Annotated in this window: 25 protein-coding genes and 1 riboswitch; of the genes, 19 read left to right on the plus strand and 6 right to left on the minus strand. The window is 60.9% G+C overall.

Going from position 1 to position 23,066, the window contains the following annotated elements; genetic code table 11:
• The first annotated feature begins 235 nt into the window (after nucleotides 1–235).
• Together ABHR63_RS03790 and ABHR63_RS03795 are read left to right on the plus strand one after the other, a co-directional pair.
• Entirely contained in the window at nucleotides 236–1,441 is a 1,206-nt protein-coding gene (locus ABHR63_RS03790; protein WP_271755780.1) for an ATP-binding protein, read from the plus strand.
• A 449-nt stretch (nucleotides 1,442–1,890) separates the two neighbouring features.
• The gene (locus tag ABHR63_RS03795) at nucleotides 1,891–2,631 is read left to right on the plus strand and encodes a 3'-5' exonuclease (RefSeq protein WP_346964932.1); all 741 of its coding nucleotides are present in this window, start codon (nucleotides 1,891–1,893) and stop codon (nucleotides 2,629–2,631) included.
• Between the two features lie 41 nt (nucleotides 2,632–2,672).
• On the opposite strand, the gene ABHR63_RS03800 is transcribed toward ABHR63_RS03795, so the two are convergent.
• Entirely contained in the window at nucleotides 2,673–3,908 is a 1,236-nt protein-coding gene (locus ABHR63_RS03800) for a hypothetical protein (RefSeq protein ID WP_196025278.1), read from the minus strand.
• A 182-nt stretch (nucleotides 3,909–4,090) separates the two neighbouring features.
• Complete coding sequence (locus tag ABHR63_RS03805) at nucleotides 4,091–5,533, minus strand: hypothetical protein (protein ID WP_346964933.1); 1,443 nt, start codon at nucleotides 5,531–5,533, stop codon at nucleotides 4,091–4,093.
• Nucleotides 5,534–5,750: 217 nt separating this feature from the next.
• Between ABHR63_RS03805 and ABHR63_RS03810 the strand changes: the two genes are divergently transcribed.
• Complete coding sequence (locus ABHR63_RS03810; RefSeq protein WP_346964934.1) at nucleotides 5,751–5,927, plus strand: hypothetical protein; 177 nt, start codon at nucleotides 5,751–5,753, stop codon at nucleotides 5,925–5,927.
• Here the strand turns inward: ABHR63_RS03810 and ABHR63_RS03815 are convergent.
• The 3 genes from ABHR63_RS03815 to ABHR63_RS03825 all read right to left on the minus strand — a co-directional run bounded on the left by ABHR63_RS03815 (nucleotide 5,902) and on the right by ABHR63_RS03825 (nucleotide 8,635).
• Nucleotides 5,902–6,654: a hypothetical protein gene (locus ABHR63_RS03815; protein WP_196025276.1), complete on the minus strand. Its 753-nt coding sequence runs from the start codon at nucleotides 6,652–6,654 to the stop codon at nucleotides 5,902–5,904. The two genes, ABHR63_RS03810 and ABHR63_RS03815, sit on opposite strands and share 26 nt — an antisense overlap.
• A gap of 8 nt (nucleotides 6,655–6,662) precedes the next feature.
• Nucleotides 6,663–6,753, minus strand: a riboswitch (SAM riboswitch).
• Nucleotides 6,754–6,871: 118 nt separating this feature from the next.
• Nucleotides 6,872–7,858 carry a hypothetical protein gene (locus tag ABHR63_RS03820; protein WP_346964935.1) on the minus strand — a complete coding sequence of 329 codons (987 nt, stop codon included), beginning with the start codon at nucleotides 7,856–7,858 and terminating at the stop codon, nucleotides 6,872–6,874.
• 123 nt (nucleotides 7,859–7,981) lie between these two features.
• Complete coding sequence (locus ABHR63_RS03825; protein WP_055310373.1) at nucleotides 7,982–8,635, minus strand: helix-turn-helix transcriptional regulator; 654 nt, start codon at nucleotides 8,633–8,635, stop codon at nucleotides 7,982–7,984.
• 277 nt (nucleotides 8,636–8,912) lie between these two features.
• Here ABHR63_RS03825 and dpaL point away from each other — a divergent pair, with 277 nt between their 5' ends.
• From dpaL to hydA, 5 genes are all read left to right on the plus strand, one after another.
• Nucleotides 8,913–10,127 carry a diaminopropionate ammonia-lyase gene (dpaL, locus tag ABHR63_RS03830; RefSeq protein ID WP_346964936.1) on the plus strand — a complete coding sequence of 405 codons (1,215 nt, stop codon included), beginning with the start codon at nucleotides 8,913–8,915 and terminating at the stop codon, nucleotides 10,125–10,127.
• A 74-nt stretch (nucleotides 10,128–10,201) separates the two neighbouring features.
• Complete coding sequence (locus ABHR63_RS03835) at nucleotides 10,202–11,587, plus strand: YgeY family selenium metabolism-linked hydrolase (protein WP_195232234.1); 1,386 nt, start codon at nucleotides 10,202–10,204, stop codon at nucleotides 11,585–11,587.
• Between the two features lie 200 nt (nucleotides 11,588–11,787).
• On the plus strand, nucleotides 11,788–12,990 hold the full coding sequence (ygeW, locus tag ABHR63_RS03840; RefSeq protein ID WP_055287465.1) for a knotted carbamoyltransferase YgeW: 1,203 nt from the start codon (nucleotides 11,788–11,790) through the stop codon (nucleotides 12,988–12,990).
• 150 nt (nucleotides 12,991–13,140) lie between these two features.
• Nucleotides 13,141–13,755 carry a nucleotidyltransferase family protein gene (locus ABHR63_RS03845; RefSeq protein WP_346964937.1) on the plus strand — a complete coding sequence of 205 codons (615 nt, stop codon included), beginning with the start codon at nucleotides 13,141–13,143 and terminating at the stop codon, nucleotides 13,753–13,755.
• An 8-nt stretch (nucleotides 13,756–13,763) separates the two neighbouring features.
• Complete coding sequence (gene hydA / locus ABHR63_RS03850) at nucleotides 13,764–15,131, plus strand: dihydropyrimidinase (RefSeq protein ID WP_196025272.1); 1,368 nt, start codon at nucleotides 13,764–13,766, stop codon at nucleotides 15,129–15,131.
• 109 nt (nucleotides 15,132–15,240) lie between these two features.
• On the opposite strand, the gene yqeC is transcribed toward hydA, so the two are convergent.
• Entirely contained in the window at nucleotides 15,241–15,975 is a 735-nt protein-coding gene (yqeC, locus tag ABHR63_RS03855; protein ID WP_196025271.1) for a selenium cofactor biosynthesis protein YqeC, read from the minus strand.
• Between the two features lie 102 nt (nucleotides 15,976–16,077).
• Here yqeC and yqeB point away from each other — a divergent pair, with 102 nt between their 5' ends.
• The 11 genes from yqeB to secY all read left to right on the plus strand — a co-directional run bounded on the left by yqeB (nucleotide 16,078) and on the right by secY (nucleotide 23,048).
• Complete coding sequence (gene yqeB / locus ABHR63_RS03860) at nucleotides 16,078–16,872, plus strand: selenium-dependent molybdenum cofactor biosynthesis protein YqeB (protein ID WP_196025270.1); 795 nt, start codon at nucleotides 16,078–16,080, stop codon at nucleotides 16,870–16,872.
• Nucleotides 16,873–16,881: 9 nt separating this feature from the next.
• Entirely contained in the window at nucleotides 16,882–17,925 is a 1,044-nt protein-coding gene (locus tag ABHR63_RS03865; protein WP_346964938.1) for an XdhC family protein, read from the plus strand.
• A gap of 311 nt (nucleotides 17,926–18,236) precedes the next feature.
• Nucleotides 18,237–18,794 carry a 50S ribosomal protein L5 gene (gene rplE / locus ABHR63_RS03870; RefSeq protein ID WP_006235260.1) on the plus strand — a complete coding sequence of 186 codons (558 nt, stop codon included), beginning with the start codon at nucleotides 18,237–18,239 and terminating at the stop codon, nucleotides 18,792–18,794.
• Between the two features lie 79 nt (nucleotides 18,795–18,873).
• A complete protein-coding gene (locus tag ABHR63_RS03875; protein WP_022094280.1) occupies nucleotides 18,874–19,059 on the plus strand; it encodes a type Z 30S ribosomal protein S14 in 186 nt (61 codons plus the stop codon).
• 119 nt (nucleotides 19,060–19,178) lie between these two features.
• A complete protein-coding gene (gene rpsH / locus ABHR63_RS03880) occupies nucleotides 19,179–19,577 on the plus strand; it encodes a 30S ribosomal protein S8 (RefSeq protein ID WP_006235262.1) in 399 nt (132 codons plus the stop codon).
• A gap of 33 nt (nucleotides 19,578–19,610) precedes the next feature.
• The gene (rplF, locus tag ABHR63_RS03885; RefSeq protein WP_006235263.1) at nucleotides 19,611–20,147 is read left to right on the plus strand and encodes a 50S ribosomal protein L6; all 537 of its coding nucleotides are present in this window, start codon (nucleotides 19,611–19,613) and stop codon (nucleotides 20,145–20,147) included.
• A gap of 75 nt (nucleotides 20,148–20,222) precedes the next feature.
• Nucleotides 20,223–20,591, plus strand: coding sequence for a 50S ribosomal protein L18 (gene rplR / locus ABHR63_RS03890; protein WP_006235264.1), 369 nt, complete (start codon nucleotides 20,223–20,225; stop codon nucleotides 20,589–20,591).
• A 14-nt stretch (nucleotides 20,592–20,605) separates the two neighbouring features.
• Nucleotides 20,606–21,130 carry a 30S ribosomal protein S5 gene (rpsE, locus tag ABHR63_RS03895; protein WP_006235265.1) on the plus strand — a complete coding sequence of 175 codons (525 nt, stop codon included), beginning with the start codon at nucleotides 20,606–20,608 and terminating at the stop codon, nucleotides 21,128–21,130.
• Nucleotides 21,131–21,132: 2 nt separating this feature from the next.
• Nucleotides 21,133–21,315: a 50S ribosomal protein L30 gene (gene rpmD, locus ABHR63_RS03900; protein ID WP_006235266.1), complete on the plus strand. Its 183-nt coding sequence runs from the start codon at nucleotides 21,133–21,135 to the stop codon at nucleotides 21,313–21,315.
• A 3-nt stretch (nucleotides 21,316–21,318) separates the two neighbouring features.
• Entirely contained in the window at nucleotides 21,319–21,768 is a 450-nt protein-coding gene (rplO, locus tag ABHR63_RS03905; RefSeq protein ID WP_006235267.1) for a 50S ribosomal protein L15, read from the plus strand.
• A complete protein-coding gene (secY, locus tag ABHR63_RS03910) occupies nucleotides 21,762–23,048 on the plus strand; it encodes a preprotein translocase subunit SecY (protein WP_035137447.1) in 1,287 nt (428 codons plus the stop codon). Before rplO ends, secY begins: the two co-directional genes overlap by 7 nt.
• The last annotated feature ends 18 nt before the right edge of the window (nucleotides 23,049–23,066 follow it).

Raw genomic sequence — 23,066 nt, forward strand, 5'->3', positions numbered from 1 at the left:
AAGGATGCCAAGCGTAAAACCTTCAATGAAAATGGCGTAAAAACTACATCTGTCATGGCGTAAAAACTACATTGAAAGTAGCGTAAAATCAGCATTGAGAATGGCGTAATTTCGCATATCGCGTGATAGAGAGGGACGGCCGTCTGTGGATGCACCAAAGAGATTGACCCAAAAGGGATATAGGCCCCGGCTCATAGAGGAGCGCCTCGACACCCTTATGCGGGCGTTTGGCTGTGTGGAGATCAACGGCCCCAAATGGTGCGGCAAGACCTGGACGGCGCTCTCTCGCTCGGCGAGCGTCTCCAGGCTCGATGAGCCTGCGCAGCGTGCGGCGGCAGAGGTCGACCCAAGCCTGGCGCTCATCGGCGATGCGCCACACCTGGTCGATGAATGGCAGGAGGTGCCCGAGGTTTGGGATGCCGCCCGGCGTTTCGTGGACGCGAGCGGCAACGAACGGGGGACACTTTTGCTCACGGGCTCGACCGCGCTCAAAAGCGAGGAGCGCAGCCATGTTCGTCATTCCGGCACGGGTAGGATCGCCCGTCTGTCAATGCGCCCCATGGCCCTGTGTGAGTCGGGCGACGGCGAGCCGCTCGTGTCACTGGCAAGCCTCTTTAAGGGCGAGGATTTTGCCCCTCAGCGTCGCGAGAGCACGGTGGATGACGTCGCCCGCTGGTGCTGCAGGGGCGGTTGGCCTGCAAATCTTGGGCTTTCGGAAGATCTTGCGCGAGAGACGGCAAGCCAGTACGTGCACTCGGTGCTCGACGTCAACGTGCTGGACGAGGGCATGTCGCCCGAGCTTGCACACGGCCTTTTGCGAGCTCTTGCCATGAACGAGAGCCAGGCTGTCACGTACAAGACGCTCGTAAAGGACGCCTCGTACGGTGAGGCGGGCCCCGACGAGAGGACCATCGCTGCGTACTTGGACCTCTTCAACAGGCTCAAGCTGACCGAGGACCTGTGCGGATGGGAGCCGCCCATGCGCTCGAAGGCCCGCGTTCGCGTGCGCCCCAAGCGCTACTTCTGTGACCCGTCACTTGCGGCGGCGTTGCTGGGGGCTACCCCTGAGCGGCTGCTTGGCGATATGCAAACGCTGGGGATGCTCTTTGAGAATCTCGTCCTGCGCGACATGCGCGTGTTCCTTTCCACCTACGGCGGTGTCGACAACAGTGTCCATTATTTCCGAGATGAGAAGGGCCTTGAGGTCGATCTGATCGTTGAGCACGACGGGCGCTGGGGAGCCATCGAGGTCAAGCTGAGTGATGCGAAAGCAGACGATGGAGCGAGAAATCTCAAGGCGCTGGAGAGGAAAGTGCTCTCCAATCCTGCCGCCCAGAATGCCGCGCCGGCGTTTTTGGCGGTCGTGGTTGGAAAGGGGAGCATTGCCTACACACGCGACGACGGCGTGGCGGTGATTCCCATGGCGGCACTTGGGGCGTAGTGGTTTTGCGGGCGTGCCGTGCTTCCTTTACCGAAAATCCATTTGGTAAACCAGATGCTCGCGGATAGAATAAAGTTGACGGCGGCCCAAGGGTGATAGCTGGGCAGCGCCGTTGCTTGGTCAAGAGGTCAGCGCCTTAATGGCAGCGACTTGTTATGCTTCGAATGCTGCTTGAGTGCCTCGGAAAGTTCGATAAGCGCCGTGAAGAGCGAGACCAAAGCAACCAAGAGCTCTACGAGCTCTGATGGGCTCGGGATGACCGCTGATTCAAGTCACCGGGCCTAAATCTTTTTCATGGATTTGAATAGAGCGGGCGACTCTCTTGGGGCGGTCTGCATGGCGTGCGACCGGCGCATGGCGTTGCACCTCGCTTTTGTGTCCGCACGGGCGCCTATCCTTACGGCAATGTAGCCGCTTATGTAACAAGCGGCAGTTAACGGAGAAAGGCCATGACCGTGTCAGCTGAAAAGACGCCGTGTATCTCGGCTATCGATACGACGAACTTTGCGCGCCAGATTGTGCTGGACTTTGAGTTTGCGCCGGTGCCAAAGCAGCGCCAGCGCCGTGGGCTGCGCAACGAGATTATCGAGGTCGGCGCCGTCAAGCTCGATTACCACGGCAACGTTATGGGCGAGTTCTCGCAGTTTGTGCAGACGGAATTTACCGAAGGCGTTGCGTATCCCGCCCGCGAGCTCACAGGGATATCGGCCGTGGATACCGCGATAGCCGATCCGCTCTATGTGGTGATCAAAAGGCTCAGCGATTGGATCGGTCGCTACTCCGCCCAGGTGGTTTGCTGGAGTGGGGCGGACCGGCGACAGCTTTTGACCGAGTGCCAGGCAAAGCACATCGACCTTGCCGCATTTCCTACGGACTGGGCCGACCTGCAGGCGTTTTACACCTCGATCATGGACGTGGGCAGCCACGGGTGCGTCTCTTTGAGTGACGCGGCGACGTGGCTTGGCATCGAGTTCGACGAGCCGACGGGTCACGCCCACAGCGCCCTTGCCGATGCGCGCGTGACCGCCAAGCTGCTCAAGCAGGTGATGGACGGGGACTACCGCGTGAGCCCGCGCGCCCAGGAAGTCCGCCAGCGGTGGGGGATGGGCGAGCGAGCTCAGACGCGCCTTTCTAGCAAGTGCCCCGAGCTGGGCGACCTGCTGCTGAAGCTGAAGGCGGCGGGAAGGTAGGGGCGTTAGCTGTCTGCATGGCGCGTGCCTGTCGCGTATCGTTACTCTTCCTGCTGCTTGGCAGGCAAGATGTAGACGTTCTCGGCGTCCACGGCGATCTGCGCGGGGCGGTTGTAGAGGGTGTCGATCTCCTTTACGCTCTGCTTGAACGGCGTGACGTCGGGCGTCTTTGCCTGATGGAGCTTTTCGAGGAGTTTCTCGGATTGCTTGTCGTTGAACTTTCCGATGCTCTCTCCTGCGCCTTCGAGCGCCTCGTCGATGAGTGTATGGTCGCCCACGGGGGTCTTTGCGATGGCGTGACCGAGCAATTTGCCCGCGGACGCGATACCGCCCAGCAGTGCCGCATCGACGGTGTCGACAGCCCCCGCTTCGAGTGCGTTGTAGCAGTCGGTGTAGAGCTCGCGGTACGCGATCGAATCAGCCTCGATTTTCGCAGTGGCGTCCGCGAGCTTTGCGGGCTCGAAGTTCTGGGCGAGCATGGGTTCGAGGAACAGCGAGAACGCGTGGATGTAGGTGGCGAGCTGGCAGTCTTTGAGGTAGTCGAGCACCTTGTCGAGGCGTCTGCCCAAGCCGTCTCGCACCTCGATGAACCCTTTCTTTTTCAGATCCGCCTGTGCCTGCGAGCGGAAGAGTTCCATGTCCTGCGCGGACGACTGCTTGATGTCGAGCACCTTCATATGGGCGTTTGCCATGTAGGTGGCGTTGCCGTAGTTGAGGCCGTAACCGTTGAGGATGTCTGCGAGCGTCTTGAGGTTGCCACGCATGTTGGCCTTGTCGCGCTGACGCATGTACTCGAACATTTCGTCGACGGACTCCTGGATGGAGTCGAGCTTTTGGTTTATCTGCGCGATTGCGGCTGCCATGAATAGCGATGTTGGATCGTAAGGCACCTGCGTGACGCTCGTGGCGATGTCGCCCTCGACTACGTGGAAGCGCGCCTGCCCAAGGCCCTTGGCGGCGTCGCGGTAGCCCCCTGTGAGACCGCTGCCGTCCTTGAACGTGTTGAGTTTCGACGGATCGAGCGGGCTACCATATTTGTCAGTCGCCTGGAGCAGCGTGGGCACACTCACCGTGTTGGTGACGGTGCGAAACATCGAGCGGAGCGAGGCGAACGCCACGCCGAGTTGGGGAATTCGCTCGAGCGGTAGCTTGATGGCGCCGGAGACGTCCACCCGCTTCTGAGTGAGCGCGAGGTGGATTTTGGTCGATGCGAGCTGTTTTGCCACGAGCTCCTCTCGGCCGTCGTTCGCCGAGGGTTTGGTCTCGTTGTCTGCCATAGCGCGCTCCTTGCTTACGTTGATAGTCGTGGGCATTATCTCATCGCCTGGTGGCTTGCTAGAGCGGGGTAGAGGCCGAGCGTCTGGCGAAACTCGTTAACTGATTGCATTTCAGCGGATTGGGTTGATTATAAGAGAAGGACGGCTATCCATCTGCCCTTCCCAGTTGAGTTCGCTTTGAGCTACTGTTCGTGCCTATGCTGCTTGGGCTCAAGCCTTCTCGCTGCCGTGAAGCAGGCCGTGGCCGCCATGGCCAATGCGATGCTGGCCATCCAAGTGGAGTCGCCGGTTGCAGCGAGCTTTGGTTCATCGGCTGTCGTGCGTCCCGACTTTTTTGTAGCCGCCTCGTCGGCGTCCTTTTCAGGAGTGGCAGGATCACTTTTGTTGTCGCCGGGTGAATCTACGTCGGTCTTTCCGCCCGCCTGCTCCCCTTGGGCCTTCCCCTCCACGGTGAAGGACGCATCGGTCGCCGTCCCGTCCTTCCAGACGGCCGTGACGGTGTGTCCGCCGCCGGCGAGCGTGTCCAGGTAGGACGGCCTGAGCTCGATAATCGTGCTGCCCCTGGTTGCGGTGTAGTTCTCGGCGGAGACCTCAGTTCCGTCCACGAGGAGACGCGTGAACTCATCGAGAGGACCGCTGAAGCGGAAGGTCAGACCGGCCTCGCCGTCCTTTGCATACGCCTGCCCGTCGCCCTTGGTGGCGGCATACAGCGGAGCGGTCACGTCGAAGGTGACGTCCCCCGCGTCGTCGACATCAAAGGTCTGAACGCCGGTCTTGCCGTTACGCTCGGCGTAGGCGGAGCTGTAGACGAAGGTCTCGTGGCCCGTCTTGTCGAGGACCGCGAGGGCTTGGATTTCAAACGAGCCCATCGAGAGCGACGTGGGGAACTCGATTTCGATATAGCCCCTTGCCGCATCGTAGCTGCAGCTCAACGTTTTGCGGGTCTTTAAAGAGTTCGGGTCCTCGACATAGCCGGGGTCGCCGAGGATCGGGGAGACAGACCTTACGCCGTCCGCGTCGCCTACATTGCAATAGATACGGAGGATCCCGCCGACGGGGACCCTCTTCGCGGAGATGGAAACGTTCGAGACCGTGGGCGGGTTCCGGTCGATCGCGCTGCCGGTCACCTCGAAGCACAGCTCGCTCGGGTCGCCAACCGAGAAAGTCGCGCCCGAAATGCCGTTGGCCCTGGCGTAGGAACTCTCGTACACATCGGTCTCGAACCCTAGGCCATCGGTGACCGAAAGGCCGATCAGCCTGTGCCTTCCGATCCTATTGCTGTCGAATGTGAGGTCAAACCCGTCGATAGACGAGCCTCCGTGATAATAGGCTGACGAAACAGAGCAGCCGTCGTCCGAATTCTCCCAGCCCTGCCGCAGTATGGGGGAAACGGAGCGAACGCCGTCGGCATCGGAGACGGTCCAAGAGATGTGGAAGTCGGCACCGGTTGCGACCTCCCTGCTCGAGAGCGACACGGAGGACACGGTCGGCGGGTTTTGGTCCTCGGGTCCCTCGGTCACCTCATACTCGAGGGGGTCGGTGGTGAAGGTCGGACAGTCGAGCCCCTTCTCCTCGGCATACGTCGTGTCGTAGACATCGGTAACCCATCCAAGACTATCGGTCACGCCGAGGCCGATGATCCGGTACCTGCAGGGCCGGTCGCTCGGGGAGGTGGAGATATCGAAGCCCGCGGTCGTGTTGCCGGTCGACGAGAAGGCGAGACGGGAACTGATTCAATGGTCTCCGGTATCGTTTTCGACAAGGACTTCGACTATGGGCGTGACGGACCGTACCCCGTCAGGGTCATCGACGCTATAGCCGACATGCAGCGTGGAGCCGGCCGTGACTGTCGTCGCGGATATCGTCACGTTGGAGATGCTGGGCGGGTTCGGGTCCGACGCGGCTAGGGCGGTTGAGGGCAAAGCAAGCGCTACGGTGGCGGACAGCGAGGCGAGCAGGCTAAGCGCGAAGCGCCTGGAGAATTTCAAGGAGGTCATTGGTGGTGCCGATCTTCCATAATTGTTGCAGCGATACCAGTATATCTTTGGCCCATGCTAGCCAGATGTTCTTTCCGCGAACGGCTCGTTAGTTTAGAGACGGCATATGGACGCCTGTCTCGTCCACGTTTCTCGTAAGGGCGATTATAAGGACATGAAGAGACTTTCTCGGAACAATCAATTGGGGATATCAAAGAAATGCTGGACGCCTCCTGATCGCTCAATGCCTTTGAGGTGAAATGCGGCGCATCGGCTACGTTGTTGAGATCATTTATCGAGCGATACGTCATTCCAGCTGAGGCCACCGTCATGAGGCTTCTGTTCCTACACCCCCCCGCAATCCCGCGCGCGGCACCCAACAGCGCGTACTCCCTCTCGCTCCACTGGCACAGCTCGGCAGTCTCGACGGCGTCGCGACACAGGTCCAGAAACACCTCAGCTCCCTCGCAGAAGCACTCGCGGGCAAAGTCACCCGAACCGCTTGCGACGCACGTGCCGTCGGCAAACAGCTTCCAGCTAGACAGCTCGCGCGAGTCGTCTCCAAGCAGCTTGATCTGCAGTACGTGCGGGTCGCCGGCGGTGTAGAGCTCTTTCTCGAGCGCCTGCACGGTAAAGCGCATCTGGTGGGGGAGACTGCTCTTGACCATGGCCGAGGCATAGCCGTTCGGCTTGTCCAGAAGATGCATTCGTTTTGGCTTGGCGGCTAGGTTGTGGAAGTTGCGCTCACTGCGCACAGAGAAATTGTCCATACGGACTCCTTTCATCGATGTTGGCAGGGCCACCGTGCCTCTTGGCCGGTTGGCGTCGGGATCGTGGAGCCAACTCTCTACCCCGACTCTGGATAAAACGCGCCCGCTGCTTGCGGGCACGATGGAGTCTATCAGCACGCGCGGACAAAGATCAACCCCGTGCGGCAATGAGCGCACGGGGTTGATCTGGTCTACGACCCTCAATTTTTGGCATTTGTTATTCGTCGTCTCCGTCGTTGGGATCGCCCTTGAGGGTGTTGATGTCCAGGTACTGGTTATCGTCCTCTTTTTGCTGGGTCTCCGACTCCGCTTGGGTGGGGCCGCGGAACAGCTGGAATCCCTCAAACGCAATGACGCCGAGCAGGGCAATGATAATGGCGATAAAGGCAACCTTGACTGCCTGCGGAAATTCCGAGAAACGCAGCGCCTTTTCCTCGGCGTAATAATCGGCGAAGCGCTCTTCGCCCGTGCTTTTGGTATATGCCGGCGCGGACGCGGCCTCCGGGCCATATTCCGGTGCAGGCGTGGCAGCGTACTGATCGTTGAGATAATCGCTCGATGCGGTGCCATAATCCTCGGTCTCGATGCGACCGGTGCCAGCATAGCCATCGGAATAATCGGAATATGCCGCACCGCCCTCATAGTCCGCGGCGCTCGTGTTGGCGGCAAAAAGCGGGTTAACTGGAACATCGAGCGCCGGCATGCCGGTAGAGGTCTCATCCAGATCGGTTGCAGCCCAGGAATCATGGCCAACCTGATGGGCAACGGGCTCATCGAGCCGTGTGACCGGAGGCTTGCGTGCCGCAGGAACGGGCAACTGCTGGGCGCTGTACATAACGGTGCTGTCGGCCGATTTGCCCTGCGTCGCCGCAGCGAGAAATGCCGCCGTCTCGGACGGGTCGCTTGCGGGGCGGGGAGCGGTCGTGGGCGCCGAAGTGGGTGCGGGCGTAGGCGCGGGCGTCGAAACAGGCGACTGCGCAGGAGTCGGCGCAGATGCGGACTTAGGTGCAAGTGCGGGATTGGGGCTTGACGGGCGAGCCCCGCCGCCCATGAGTTCGTCGGCGGTCCACGGGCGATCATCCATCACGTCGTCAAGGCTCAGCGAAAACAGGTCGTCTTCACCCTCATCGAACATGCGGTGCACATGTCCACCAATTGCCGGAATCAATCCGCGACCGGTGCATGATGCCTTGCTCAACGCCATTCTGTTCCATCCTTTCGAAATACTAATGACATCGATTATATGGAACTTCCCAAGCTGCTCGGTCTTGGATTCGTGCTTTCCAGAACTCGCGCCCAAAAGGGGAGGGGCAATCCAGGCGAGCGCTTACTTGTCGCCGGCCGCCGCCTTGGCCTCATTGAGGTAGCTATAGAAGCTGTACTTGGAGATGCCAAAGAACTCGCAGGCGCGCTCGCTCGACTTGGAAATGAGGAAGGCACCGCGACGGTCGAGGTAGCCAATGGCACGAATGCGCTCGTCTTTGGTCATGAGTGCCGCGGGCTTGCCCACAAACTGCTCGCACTCGTGCAGCAGGTCCTCGAGCAGGTCGCCGATGTTCTTGGTAATGGGCTCGGGCTCGGTATAGCCCGTGCCGCCGGTGCCGGTAAAGGCATCGAGCGAACGCTCAAAAGCCTTCATAAGCGTAATGTCAAAGTTGATGCCCAAAATGCCGACGGGCTTGCCCTCGTCGTTGCGGATAAAGATGGTAGAGGACTTGAGCAGCTTGCCATCGGTGGTTTTGGTGAGGTATGGCTCGCGGTCGTGCACGTCGGTGGTGCCCTCGTGCATGGACTCAAACACAATATGGCTGGGGCCGTCACCCAGTTTGCGCCCGCTGACGTGGCCGTTTTCGATCACTACGATGGAGTGGTCCACGTCCTCGGTCTCCAGATCGTGGACGACGACTTCGCAGTTGGGGCCAAATTGGAGCGCCAGACCGTGTGCGAGGCGCTTGTAAAACTCAATCTGTGACGGGGTCATGGGTGCCTTCCTAAAAATTAGTTTGGGCATACTTTGCCATAAACCACACCTGTTCGCAAATAACGAAAGCGTTGCTGCGTTATGTAACCGTTCGTCGGCGAAAAGGTACCGATTACGGCAACAAACAATTTGTTAGGTTTGCCAATCAAAAAGTGTGATAGAACAGTGCTAACAAACTTTTTGTTTGGCATCCACATAAAAGTTCAGTCGCATGAATGGGAATGGGCTGAAACGCGTATGCGGGGGCCGGCAAGAGAGGACTTAAGGAGTTCACCGTATGGCCGATAAGATCCAGTGGGCGGGCAACACGATGCCCAAGAGCGATGACAAGCACTTGGGAATCATGAGCCTCGACCACGTGAAGAAGGCCCGTGCCTTCCACCAGTCGTTCCCCCAGTACACCGTCACTCCGCTTGCCCGCCTGGACGGCCAGGCCGCGCGCCTGGGCCTGTCCAACCTGTGCGTTAAGGACGAGAGCTATCGCTTTGGCCTCAACGCCTTTAAGGTCCTGGGCGGCTCGTTTGCCATGGCCAACTACATTGCCGACGAGACCGGCAAGGACGTTGCCGAGTGCACCTTCGATTACCTGACCTCCGATCAGCTTGCCAAGGACTTTGGCCAGGCCACCTTCTTTACCGCCACCGACGGCAACCATGGCCGCGGCGTGGCATGGGCTGCCAACAAGCTCGGCCAGAAGGCCGTCGTGCACATGCCCAAGGGTTCCACCAAGCCCCGCTTCGATAACATCGCCGCCGAGGGCGCCACGGTGACCATCGAAGAGGTCAACTACGACGAGTGCGTGCGCATGGCCGCCGCCGAGGCCGACGCCTGCGAGCGCGGCGTCATCGTTCAGGACACCGCCTGGGAGGGCTACGAGAAGATCCCGTCCTGGATCATGGAGGGTTACGGCACCATGGCTTCTGAGGCTGCCGAGCAGCTGCGCGAGATGGCCATCAACCGCCCGACGCACGTGTTTGTCCAGGCTGGCGTGGGTTCGCTCGCCGGCGCCGTGGTGGGCTACTTCACCAATCTGTATCCCGATAACCCGCCCACCTTTGTCGTGGTCGAGTGCGCTCCTGCCGCCTGCCTGTACAAGGGCGCTGCCGCCGGCGACGGCGACCCGCGCATCGTGGACGGCGACATGCCCTCCATCATGGCCGGCCTGTGCTGCGGCGAGCCCAACATCCTGGGCTGGGATATCCTGCGCAACCACGTCACTGCCTTTGTGTCCTGCCCCGACTGGGTCACCGCTCGCGGCATGCGCACCCTGGGCGCCCCCGAGAAGGGCGACCCGCGCGTCATCTCCGGCGAGTCCGGCGCGGTGACCACCGGCCTGGTCGAGACCCTCATGCTCGATCCCGAGTACGCCGAGCTCAAGGAGCTCATCGGCCTGGACAAGACGAGCTCCGTGCTCTGCTTCTCCACCGAGGGCGACACGGATCCGGATCAGTACCGTCGCATCGTCTGGGAAGGCGAATACCCCACTTGCTAATCGTTGGGGCGGAGTAAATAGGTATCGCTCCGCCACCTCACAGGTAGATTCCTTCGTTTGAAAGGTTATGAACAATGGCTAAAGAACTCGATTTCGACGCTATCAAGGCTGCTGCTGAGTCTCATCGTGCTGATATGACTCGCTTCCTGCGCGCTATGATCTCGCATCCCTCTGAGTCTTGCGAGGAGGGCGAGGTTGTCGCCTGCATCAAGGCCGAGATGGAGAGCCTTGGCTATGACGAGGTCAAGGTCGACGGCCTGGGCAACGTTATGGGCTTTATGGGCGAGGGCGACAAGATCATCGCCATCGACTCCCACATCGACACCGTCGGCATCGGCAACATCGATAACTGGGATGCCGATCCCTATGAGGGCTACGAGACCGACGAGATCATCTACGGCCGCGGCGGCTCCGACCAGGAGGGTGGCATGGCTTCTGCTACCTACGCTGCCAAGATGATGAAGGACATGGGCCTCATCCCCGAGGGCTACAAGATCATGGTCGTCGGCACCGTCCAGGAAGAGGACTGCGACGGCATGTGCTGGCAGTACATCTACAACAAGGACGGCATTAAGCCCGAGTTCGTCATTTCCACCGAGCCTACCGACGGCGGCATCTATCGCGGTCACCGCGGCCGCATGGAGATCCGCGTCGACGTTCACGGCACCTCCTGCCACGGCTCCGCTCCCGACCGCGGCGACAACGCCATCTACAAGATGGCCGACATCATCGCCGACGTCCGCGCCCTCAACAACAACGGCTGCGACGAGTCGACCGACATCAAGGGCCTCGTCAAGATGCTCGACCCCAAGTACAACCCCGAGCACTTCGAGGACGCCCGCTTCCTGGGCCGCGGCACCTGCACCGTCAGCCAGATCTTCTACACCAGCCCCAGCCGCTGCGCTGTCGCTGACTCCTGCGCCATCTCCATCGACCGTCGCATGACCGCTGGTGAGACCTGGGAGTCCTGCCTGGACGAGATCCGCAACCTGCCGGCCGCCAAGAAGTACGGCGACGACGTGAAGGTCTCTATGTACATGTACGACCGTCCGTCCTGGACCGGCGAGGTCTACGAGACCGAGGCTTACTTCCCCACGTGGATCAACAAGGAGACCGCTCCGCACGTCAAGGCCCTCGTCGACGCCCACAAGGCCATGTTCGGTGACGAGCGCATCGGCTGCGAGCCCAGCATGGACAAGCGCACCGGTCGCCCGCTGTGCGACAAGTGGACCTTCTCCACGAACTGCGTTTCCATCCAGGGCCGCTACGGCATCCCCTGCGTGGGCTTTGGCCCGGGTGCCGAGTCTCAGGCTCACGCTCCCAACGAGGTCACCTACAAGGACGACCTGGTCACCGCTGCCGCCATGTATGTGGCTGCCCTGAACCTCTACGATCCGAGTCAGGCCGATGGCGATGCCACCGTGTTCCGCGCCGGTCTGACCAACAACAAGATCGATTAGTCCCATTCTTCGATCCTGTTGAGCCGGGGGCCGTTCGTGTCCCCGGCACCCCCTGTTGACTTGGGGCCCGCGGTCGTTATCTCCCATGCTTCCTCAACGGTGGCGGGTCCTCGTCATGGTGCTCTGCATGTTCTGCCACACGCGCATGCCGGAGCACATCTACTCATTGCGATCGTTTCATCTTTAGAAAGGACATTTCCATGGACGCTAAGTTTACCGAGCTCGTCGAGCAGCTGAACGGCCTCGATTTTAAGGGTATGTACGGCAGCGATTTCCTGCACACTTGGGACAAGACCACCGATGAGCTCAAGGCTCTCTACATCGTCGCCGACGCCCTGCGCGAGCTGCGTGAGAACAACGTTTCGTCCAAGATTTTCGACTCCGGTCTTGCCGTCTCCCTGTTCCGCGACAACTCCACCCGTACGCGCTTCTCCTTCTCTAAGGCCGCCAACCTGCTCGGCCTTGAGCTGCAGGACCTGGACGAGAAGAAGTCCCAGATCGCCCACGGCGAGACCGTCCGCGAGACCGCTACCATGATCTCCTTTATGGCCGACGTCATCGGCATCCGCGACGACATGTACATCGGCAAGGGCGACGCCTATATGGCCGAGGTCTCCGAGTCTGTCCAGCAGGCCTACGAGGACGGCGTTCTGGATCACCGTCCCACGCTCATCTCCTTGCAGTCCGATTCCGATCACCCCACGCAGTCCTCTGCCGACATGCTCTACCTCATCAACGAGTTTGGCGGCCTCGAGAACCTCAAGGGCAAGAAGGTTGCCGTCACCTGGGCCTATTCGCCCTCTTACGGCAAGCCGCTGTCCTGCCCGCAGTCGCTGATCAGCCTGCTGCCCCGCTTTGGCATGGACGTCACCCTGGCCCACCCCGAGGGCTACGACCTCATGCCCGAGGTCGTCGAGCGCGCCAAGGGCTATGCCGCCGAGTCCGGCACCACCTTTAAGCAGGTCAACACCATGGCCGAGGCCTTCGAGGGCGCCGACATCGTGATCCCCAAGAGCTGGGCTCCGTTTGCCGCAATGGAGAAGCGTACCAATCTGTACGCCGAGGGCGACGACGCCGGCATCGCTGCGCTCGAGAAGGAGCTGCTCGCCCAGAACGCCACCCATCAGGACTGGTGCTCCACGACCGAGCTCATGGAGAAGACTGCCAACGGCCAGGACACCATCTTTATGCACCCGCTGCCCGCCGACATCTCCGGTGTCTCCTGCGAGCACGGCGAGGTTAACGCCGACGTCTTCGACATGCACCGCGTGGGCATGTACAAGGAGGCCAGCTACAAGCCGTACGCCATCGCTGCAATGATGTTCCTGCAGAAGGTTGCCGATCCCGCCGCTACCCTCAAGGCCCTCGACGAGCGCAACACCGCCCGTTGGCTCCAGGCTTAAAGCCGGGTTGAGGTAAGCCATGTAAAGGGGGCGCTCTGCCAACCGGCGGGGTGCCCCTTTTTTGCATCGCGGGCGTGCGGGATAAGCGCTTTCGATGTGGATGCCCGCGGCGCGAGTTATGGGTACGATGGTTTCAGGGGAGGTATCACCATGAAACTTGGATGCGTCATTATGGCTTCGGGCGAGGGCAAGCGGTTTGGCTCTAACAAGATGCTTGCCGATATCTATGGCGAGCCGCTGATTGCCCGGACCATCGATTCGGTTCCCCGGGGCTTTGACGTCGTGGTTTCGACGCGTTGGCCCGAGGTCGCTCAGATTTGCGAGGACAAGCATTGCCCGTGCGTGCTGCACGATGGCGAGCTGCGCAGTCAAAGCATTAAGGCCGGCCTTTCGTGGGGGGCAGAACGCAACTGGAAAGGTTGCCTCTTTTTGCCGGGCGACCAGCCGCTCGTGAGTTTGGATTCTTTTGAGGCTATGGTTCGTGCATTTGACGAGCGTGGCCGCAAACATCCGGCGCGTCTTGCGTGCAACGGTGAGCCTTCGAGTCCGGTGCTCTTTCCGGCGGAATTGTTCGATGCGCTCATACGTCTTGAGGGCAAGGACGGCGGCGGTTCGATCCTCAAGGACCGTACCGATGTGGTGCTGGTCGAGGCGCGTGCCTACGAGCTGTGGGACGTCGATACCGCCAAGGGGCAGCAACGCATAACGGAGCATATCGCCGCCTGCTCGTATTTTGATCGCGTGGCCAACTGTATTAATCAATAAGGAGCAACATGATCATCATCAAAAACGGCGCGCTCGTGACGCCCCAGGGGCTTCGCCGCGCCGATCTTGCCATGGAGGGCGACAAGATTGTGCGGATTGCCGCGGCGATTGAGCCGGGTGAGGACGATACCGTCCAGGACGCCACGGACTGTTGGGTGTTCCCGGGCTTTATCGATGGGCACACGCACATGCAGTGCTGGACCGGCATGGACTGGACGGCCGATAGCTTTGAGACCGGCACGCGTGCGGCTGCCTGCGGCGGTACGACGACCATCGTGGACTACGCGACGGCTGATCGCGGCGTGACCATGCCCGATGCCTTGGCCGAGTGGCATCGCCGTGCCGACGGAACCTGCACGGCCAACTACGCCTTTCATATGGCACTCGCCGAGTGGAATGAACGCAACCGCGCCGATCTTTCGGCTATGCGCGAGGCGGGCGTATCGTCGTTTAAGACCTACTTTGCCTACGATCATTTGCGCCTGGACGATGCCGAGACGCTCGAGGTGCTCGAGGAGCTCAAGCGTATTGGCGGCATACTGTGCGTGCATTGCGAGAACGGTACGCTGGTGAATGAGCTGCAGAAGCGCGTGTACGAGCAGGGGATTCATGGGCCCGAGGGGCATGCGCTCAGCCGCCCGGACGTGTGTGAGGCCGAAGCCGTGAGCCGCCTGCTGTATCTGGCGCACCTGGCCGGCGACGCCCCAGTCAACGTGGTGCACCTTTCGACCAAGTTGGGGCTCGAGGCCATTCGTGCGGCCAAGGCGCGCGGGCAGAAGAATATCTATGTCGAGACCTGCCCTCAGTATCTGATGCTCGACGACACCTGCTATCTGGAGCAGGGCGAGGACGGCTTTGCGGGCGCCAAGTACGTGATGAGCCCGCCGCTGCGCCATGCCGGCGACCGTGCCGCGCTGCGCGAGGCGCTTGTGGCCGGCGAGATCGATACGATTGCGACCGATCATTGCAGCTTTAACCTGCACGGGCAAAAGGACCGCGGGCGCGACGATTTCCGCGCGATTCCCAACGGCGGGCCCGGCGTGGAGCATCGTCCCGTCGCGATTGCCACGAGCTTTGAGGGACAGCTGGGACCCGAGGATCTGTGCCGCTTGATGAGCGAGAACCCGGCGCGCGTGTTTGGCATGTACCCGCGCAAGGGCTGTCTTGCCGAGGGCGCCGATGCCGATGTGTGCGTGTGGGATCCCAAAGCGCGCTGGACAATCAGTGCCGCGACACAGCATCAAGCTGTGGACTACACGCCGCTCGAGGGTTTTGGGGCACATGGCCGCGCCAAGGTCGTGTTTGTGAACGGCGTGCTGGTGGCACGCGACGGCGAGCCCACTGGAGCCCAACCCGGCCGCTACGTCCCCCGCTAGCAGCAAAGATGCCGTGTCCCCTCCTCAGTTGCGGTGAAATACGGACTGTTTGCGGCCGTCGGGCGGCCAAACAGTCCGTATTTCACCGCAACTGAGGAGATGGGGCCGGCTACTTGAGGCTGCTGGCGACGACGGGGTGGTCGAGAGCTGCCTCGAAGCGGTCGGCCATCGTGGGGTCGCTGAGCGTGTCGACTTGGTTGAGCATGATGCGGGCATTGTTGAGGTTCAGCATCCGCAGCTCGGCATTGAGCACCTGGGCGACGCGCTCTGGGGTGGCAGTGTCGGTGAGCTCGCAGCCGCAACGCTCGCAAAAGAGCTCGGGGCGGTGGACAACCTCGGCGACGGGTTTGCCCAGTCCCGAGGCGCCGACGACCCAGACAACGTTTGCCGTGGCGGCGGGAATTACCGGCTCCCAGGCGGCATGCGCCTTGAGCGGGAGTCGCTTGCTACCGTCTGCCTCGGCCAACACATAGTCAAAGCGCTGTGCCAGCTCGCCGAGTGGCTCGGCGGGGGCGGAGAGCTTGCCTGTCTCCGGGTCCAAGATGCCTGCCTGGCAGATGCCTCCGCGTGCAAGCCCCGCGCAGGCCTCGCAGGTGCAGCCTGGGGCGTGTGGGGCACCTGGCTTCCAAGGCGCGGCGTCCAGGCGACGATTCGACCCGTCCCATGGCACGCCGGCAACGGGAAGCATATGCGTGGTGGTGCAGAGGAGCACGCGGCCGCCAGCGCGCATGAGCTCAAGACCCAGCGTTTTGAGCAACGTCGACTTGCCGCCGCTGCCGATAATCGCGGTAATGCCCGGCTCGATCCTGAGCGCCGAGGCAAGATTGCCGCTAACCGTTTCCATCTGTTCACCGCCGTATAATACTGTGATAATAAATAATCATCAGAGTAGCGGTCGAACCGCTTTTGCTCTGCTCAAACCGTAGCACAGGGAGGTGCCCCGGGAATGCTCGTTTATGTTCGCGGCGCCGGCGATATCGCCACGGGTGTCGCCGCTCGCTTGGTGCGCGCCGGCGTGTCGGTCGTTATGGCCGATATCGCGGTTCCCACGTGCATCCGCCGCACAATCAGTTTTTGCGAGGCTATTCGCCTGGGCGAGGTCCAGGTCGAGGGCATTCGCGCTCGCTTGGCGCAGACGCCGGCAGAGGCGCTCGAGATTACCCAAGCGGGGGATGTTGCCGTCGTGGTGGACCCTCAGGCCAAGATGCTCGATGAGCTTAAACCCGCGGCTGTGGTCGACGCGATTCTGGCCAAGCGCAACCTGGGCACCACGCGCGACATGGCGCCTACCGTCATCGCCGTGGGGCCGGGCTTTACCGCGCCGGTCGATTGCGACGCCGTGGTCGAGACCATGCGCGGGCATTTCCTGGGCCGTGTCATTACCCAGGGTTCGCCCCAACCCAACACGGGCGTGCCGGGCATTATCGCTGGCTATGGCAGAGAGCGCGTTATCCACAGCCCCGCCGCCGGCGTGTTTCGGTCCGACCGCGCGATCGGCGACATCGTGAGCGCCGGAGACGTGATTGGCTACGCGGGCGATTCGCCCATGTGCACGCAGATCGATGGCTGTCTGCGCGGGCTTTTGGCGAACGGCGTGCAGGTGACTGAGGGCTTTAAATGCGCCGATGTCGATCCGCGCGGCGATGCCAGCTATATCAACTACATTTCGGACAAGGCGACGTCGGTCGGCGGCGGCGTGCTCGAGGCACTCGCTATGCTTACCGATATCTTTAGAGGATAGAAGGCGGCAATGGAAAAGCTCGATGCTGTGAATGCGGCGCTTGTCGCCCTGCGTGCTGGCGAGACGTGCGAGCTCGTGGTCGTGGCCGGCACGGCGGGGTCGTCGCCGCGCGGCGTGGGCGCCTGGATGGCCGTCTTTGCCGACGGTAGCCAGGCGGGCACCATCGGCGGCGGCAAGATCGAGCTTTTTGCGCTGGACGAGGCGCGAGAGCTGCTGGCCGCGGGGCAATCGCGTCTGGTCCGCTACACCATGGGCGGCGAGAACTCCGATACCGGTATGATCTGCGGCGGAGCCATCTGCCTGTGCTATCTGCATCTGGATGCGATCCAGGCACCGTTGTTCCAGGAAATTGCCGACGTCTTGACGTATCGACGTATCGGCGACTTCGTCATCGACTTTGAACCGTTTGTCATTCAGGCCCTGGAGGGCGATGTGGTCGAGTACCATGGCGAGGCATCGCGCCATACCATTGCCGGCTGCCCCGAGCTTTCGCTGGTGGAGGAGGGGAGTAAGGTCACCTACACCAACGCCGCCTCCGAAATTCCCGCGGCGCACATCGAGACGCTCTGCCCCGAGGGCCTGACCTATATCTTTGGCTGCGGCCACGTGGGCGCCGCGACGGCGCGGGTGCTCACGGCGGCGGGCTTTGCCGTCGTGGCGTGCGACGACCGCCCCGGCACGCTGACCCCCGATTGGGTGCCCGGTGTCTACGATCGTCGCTTGGTCGATTACAAGAACCTGAGCGAGCTGTGCCCCATCGGTCCGCGCGACCTGGTGGTCGTCGCCACGGCGGGTCACAAGTCCGATATCGACGTGGTGATTCAGGCCATGCGCGCCAAGCCTGCCTACCTGGGCTGTCTGGGCTCGCGCCGCAAGACGGCCTTTGTGCGTGCCCGCCTGGAGCAGGAAGGCTTTACGCAGGACCAGATCGGCGAGCTGCACCTTCCGATCGGCGTTGCCATCGAGGCCGAGGACCCCGAGGAGATCGCCATCTCCATCGCCGCCGAGATGATCCACCTGCGCCGCACCAAGCTCGTCCCCCGCAAGCGCTAATCGCATCCCCACCAATAAGTTGCGGTGAAATACGGATTGTTTAAGCCTGTTAGGCCGCCCAACAGTCCCTATTTCACCGCAACTGCTTGTTGGGACCCATTTGTGCGGGGGAGTTGTGGAGTTGTGCAGGCAGACGAGGTTTTTCTGGAAATACGCTCACGATGCGCGTATAGTACCGATTGTTTTGTCGGCTCCTGCTGCGTCGAGTCCAAACCGCAAAATGCCATGAGCGGCGCGGATGCAGCCAGGAGGCACGAGGACAACCCATCGTGGCCACGCCCCGTGCTTAAAACCCCAAGAAGGAGTGAACAATGGCAGAAGAGAAGTATGTGCCGCGTCTGAAGACCAAGTACAACAACGAGGTCAAGCAGCAGCTTCAGGACAAGTTCCAGTACGAGAACGTCATGATGATCCCCAAGTTTGAGAAGATCGTCGTGAACATGGGTGTCGGCGAGGCCGCTACCGATTCCAAAGCCATCGACGGTGCCGTGCGCGACCTGCGCGCCATCACCGGACAGCAGCCGATGATCACCCGTGCCCGTAAGTCCATCGCTACCTTCCGCCTGCGCGCTGGTATGCCGATCGGCTGCAAGGTTACCCTGCGTGGCGACCGTATGTGGGAGTTCTTCGATCGTCTGACCTCCGTCGCGATCCCCCGTATCCGCGACTTCCGCGGCATTTCCGCCAAGAGCTTCGACGGCCGTGGTAACTTCTCCATGGGCGTCACCGAGCAGCTCATCTTCCCCGAGATCGACTTCGATTCCGTCGATCACCAGCGTGGTATGGACATCACTTTCGTGACCACCGCCAACACCGATGAGGAGGCCAAGGCCCTTCTGGACGCCTTCGGTTTCCCGTTCAAGAAATAGGTTCACCTGCCCTATAAGCGCCGTTCCCACAAGGGGGCGGCGCTTGGGGCGAACAATACTCTATGTGAGGAGGATATAAGTGGCTAAGACATCGATGATCGTCAAGTGCAATCGCAAGCAGAAGTTCTCTACTCGTGAGTACACGCGCTGCCAGCGCTGCGGCCGTCCGCACTCTGTGTACCGCAAGTTCGGCCTGTGCCGCGTCTGCTTCCGCGAGCTTGCACTCAAGGGCGAGCTTCCCGGCGTTAAGAAGGCCAGCTGGTAAGTCACTACCAGCGTTTCAAGCATCAGTTTGGAACAGGGAAAACGCGCTAAAAAGGCTTTGCCGTTAAGGGCGGCGAAGAACCAAGAGCACGTGTTCATCAAGAACGAAGGAGAATCTGTATGAACCTTACAGACCCGATCGCAGATATGCTTACGCGCATCCGTAACGCTAACTCTGTGAACAAGGCCACGGTCTCCATGCCGAGCAGCAAGAAGCTCGTCGAGATCGCTCGTGTTCTGCACGAGGAGGGCTACATCGAGGGCTACGATGTCGAGGACACCGTTCCCCAGAAGACTCTGCACATCACGCTTAAGTATGGTCCCAAGAAGGCTAAGGTCATCAACGGCATCCGCCGCATTTCCAAGCCGGGCCTGCGTAAGTACACCGGCGTTGCCGACATGCCCCGCGTCCGCGGTGGCCTTGGTACCGCCATTATTTCCACCAGCCATGGCGTCATGACCGACCGCGATGCTCGCAAGCACAACGTCGGCGGCGAGATCATCGCTTACGTCTGGTAATTCGCTCGGTAGGTAGAAGGAAAGGAGATCACCGTGTCTCGTATCGGTAATAAGCCTGTCCAGATTCCCGCCGGAGTCGAAGTGGCAGTCAACGGCAACAACGTTGTCGTCAAGGGCCCCAAGGGCCAGCTCGAGCTCGATGTCTTTGAGAAGCTCGCTATCAACGTCGAGGACAACGTCCTCACCGTTTCCCGTCCCGACGACGAGCGTGAGACCCGTGCCCGCCACGGCCTCACCCGCGCCCTCATCCACAACATGGTTGTTGGCGTTTCCGAGGGCTTCGAGAAGAAGCTCGAGCTCGCCGGCGTCGGTTACCGCGTGCAGCAGAAGGGCAAGAACCTCGAGTTCTCCCTGGGCTTCTCGCACCCCGTGATCGTCGAGGCTCCCGAGGGCATCACCTTCGAGGTTCCCGACAACACCCACGTGAACGTCAAGGGTATCAACAAGCAGCAGGTCGGTCAGATTGCCGCTGAGATCCGCGGCCATCGTCCTCCCGAGCCTTACAAGGGCAAGGGTATCCACTACGTTGGCGAGCACATCCGCCGCAAGCTGGGTAAGGCCGCCAAGTAGTCGTAACCGACTCACTCGCATAAGACCAGCACCCCGTCAGGTGCTGGCAAGATCAACCTTTTTAGGAGTTTACGTATGAACAAGCATAAGGCGAAGCTGGAAGGCCTCAAGCGTCGTCAGCGTCGTGTTCGCGGCAAGGTCTCGGGTACCTCCGAGCGTCCGCGTCTTCGCGTGACCCGTACTAACGCCAACATCTATGCCCAGATCATCGACGACAGCAAGGGCTCCAGCCTGACGCTCGTCTCTGCCTCGACCCTCGAGGCCGAGTTCAAGGGCACCCACACCTCGAACAAGGAGGCTGCGGAGAAGGTCGGTCAGCTCGTTGGCAAGCGCGCCATCGAGGCCGGCATCACCAAGGTCGCCTTCGATCGCGGTGGCCGTATCTACCATGGCCGCGTCAAGGCCCTCGCCGACGGTGCTCGTGCCGCCGGTCTCGAGTTCTAGGAGGTATGTAGCACATGGCTCGTAATCAGAAGCAGCAGCGCGAGGCCTCCGAGTTCGAGGAGCGCGTCGTTTACATCAACCGCGTGTCGAAGACCGTCAAGGGTGGTCGTCGCATGAGCCTCGTCGCTCTCGTCGTCGTTGGCGACGGCAAGGGCAACGTCGGCGTTGGCATGGGCAAGTCCGCTGAGGTGCCCATGGCCATCTCCAAGGCATCTCTCGATGCCAAGAAGAACATGTTCCACGTGCCGGTGACCGAGCAGGGCACCATCCCGCACGAGGTTCTCGGCCACTTTGGTGCCGGCCGCATCATCATCAAGCCCGCTGTCGAGGGTACCGGCGTTATCGCCGGCGGCGCTGTGCGTCCCCTCTTTGAGCTTGCTGGCATCAAGAACGTCCTGTCCAAGTCCCTCGGTACCGACAACGGCCTCAACATCATCAAGGCTGCCGTCGAGGGCCTCAAGGAGCTCTCCAGCCCTGAGGACGTCGCGGCTCGCCGTGGCCTGACGGTCTCCGAGATGTTCGTCGGTAAGGAGAACTAAGCATGGCTGACACCATCAAGATCAAGCAGGTCCGCAGCACCAACGGTTGCAAGCAGGACCAGGTCCGTACTGTCCGTGCCCTCGGTCTCCACAGGATCCGCGAGGTTCGCGAGATTGCTGACAACGAGTCCGTCCGCGGCATGATCTTCAAGGTCAAGCACCTTGTCGAGATTGTAGAGGAGTAGCAAATGCAGCTTCACGATCTTACTCCCGCGCCCGGTTCCACCAAGAACCGCAAGCGCGTCGGCCGTGGCAATTCTTCGGGTCACGGCACCACTTCTGGCCGCGGTCAGAAGGGCCAGGGTTCCCGCTCTGGCGGCACCAAGGGTGCCGGCTTCGAGGGTGGCCAGACTCCGCTGGCTATGCGCCTGCCCAAGCTTCCGGGCTTCCGTAACCCCCGTCGTATCGAGTACACCGCTGTTAACGTTGAGCGTCTCGAGCGTAAGTTCGAGGACGGCGCTGTGATCGACGGTGCCGCTCTTAAGGCCGCTCGCATCACCAAGAGCGAGTTCGAGCCCGTCAAGGTGCTCGGCAATGGTGAGCTCACCAAGAAGTTCACGGTCAAGGTCGACAAGGTCAGCGCTTCTGCGCAGGCCAAGATCGAGGCCGCCGGCGGAAAGGTCGAGCTGCCGTGCTAAATGGTCTTAAGAATGCTTTCCGCATCAAAGAATTGCGCGAAAAGATTCTTTTTACCATAGCTATGCTCGTCGTGTACCGCATTGGTGCGCACGTTCCTGTGCCCGGCATTCCCTTCCAGGGGATGCTGGGCCTTTTCTCGACCGATAACAATTCGGTCGCCGCAGGTGCTATGGCCCTCCTGAATCTTTTCTCTGGCGGCGCGTTGAGCTATGTGTCGGTGTTTTCGCTGGGCATCATGCCTTACATCACCAGCTCGATCATCCTCCAGATGCTCCAGGCCGTCGTGCCTTCCCTGCATGAGCTTGCCCGCGAGGGCGAGGTCGGTCAGACCAAGATTACGCAGTATTCGCGTTACCTCACCTTGGCTCTGGCAATCCTCAACTCCGTGGGTTACCTCTTCCTCTTTAAGAGCTTCGGCATCAGCTTCAATGGCGCCGGCGCTCCCGAGATCATCTTCGACCTCATGATTGTCGGTACGCTCACCGCGGGCGCCATGCTGATCATGTGGATTGGTGAGCTCATCACCCAGCGCGGTATTGGCAATGGCATGTCGCTGATCATCTTTGCGAACATCATGGCCGGTCTGCCGCAGGCTATCTTCTCCAGCACTGAGGGCAATGCCGGTGGCATCATCACCATGGTGATCATCTGCGCCATCATTCTGCTGGTTATCCCGCTGATTGTTTTCCTTGAGCGCGGCCAGCGCCGCATCCCGGTCTCCTACGCCAAGCGCGTCGTGGGCCGTCGCATGATGGGTGGCCAGACCACCTACCTGCCCATCAAGGTCAACACCGCGGGTGTCGTGCCGATCATCTTCGCTTCGGCGCTGCTGTACTTCCCGGCTCAGATTGCCGTGTTCTTCCCCGGCATCGGCTGGATTCAGGCAGTTGCCTCCGCGCTTTCGACCGGTTGGCTCAACTGGGTGCTTAACGTTGTCCTCATCGTGTTCTTCGCGTACTTCTACACCTCCATGGTGTTCAACCCCGATGACACGGCCGATAACCTTAAGAAGCAGGGCGGCTTTATTCCGGGCGTCCGTCCGGGTAGGGCTACCGCGGCCTACATCAAGAACGCGCTTAACAAGATCACGCTTCCCAGCGCTGTCTTTTTGGCGCTCATCGCCATCGTGCCTTCGATCATCTTCTCCTTCACGGGTAACCATCTGATCCAGGCATTTGGCGGCACGTCCATCCTCATCATGGTCGGCGTCGTGCTCGACACGGTCGATAAGCTCGAAGGCCAGATCAAGATGTATGATTACGATGGATTCTTTAAATAGGCTAGAGGAGGATTGCTC

This window comes from Collinsella aerofaciens (assembly GCF_039752775.1).
Lineage (GTDB): Bacteria > Actinomycetota > Coriobacteriia > Coriobacteriales > Coriobacteriaceae > Collinsella > Collinsella aerofaciens_R.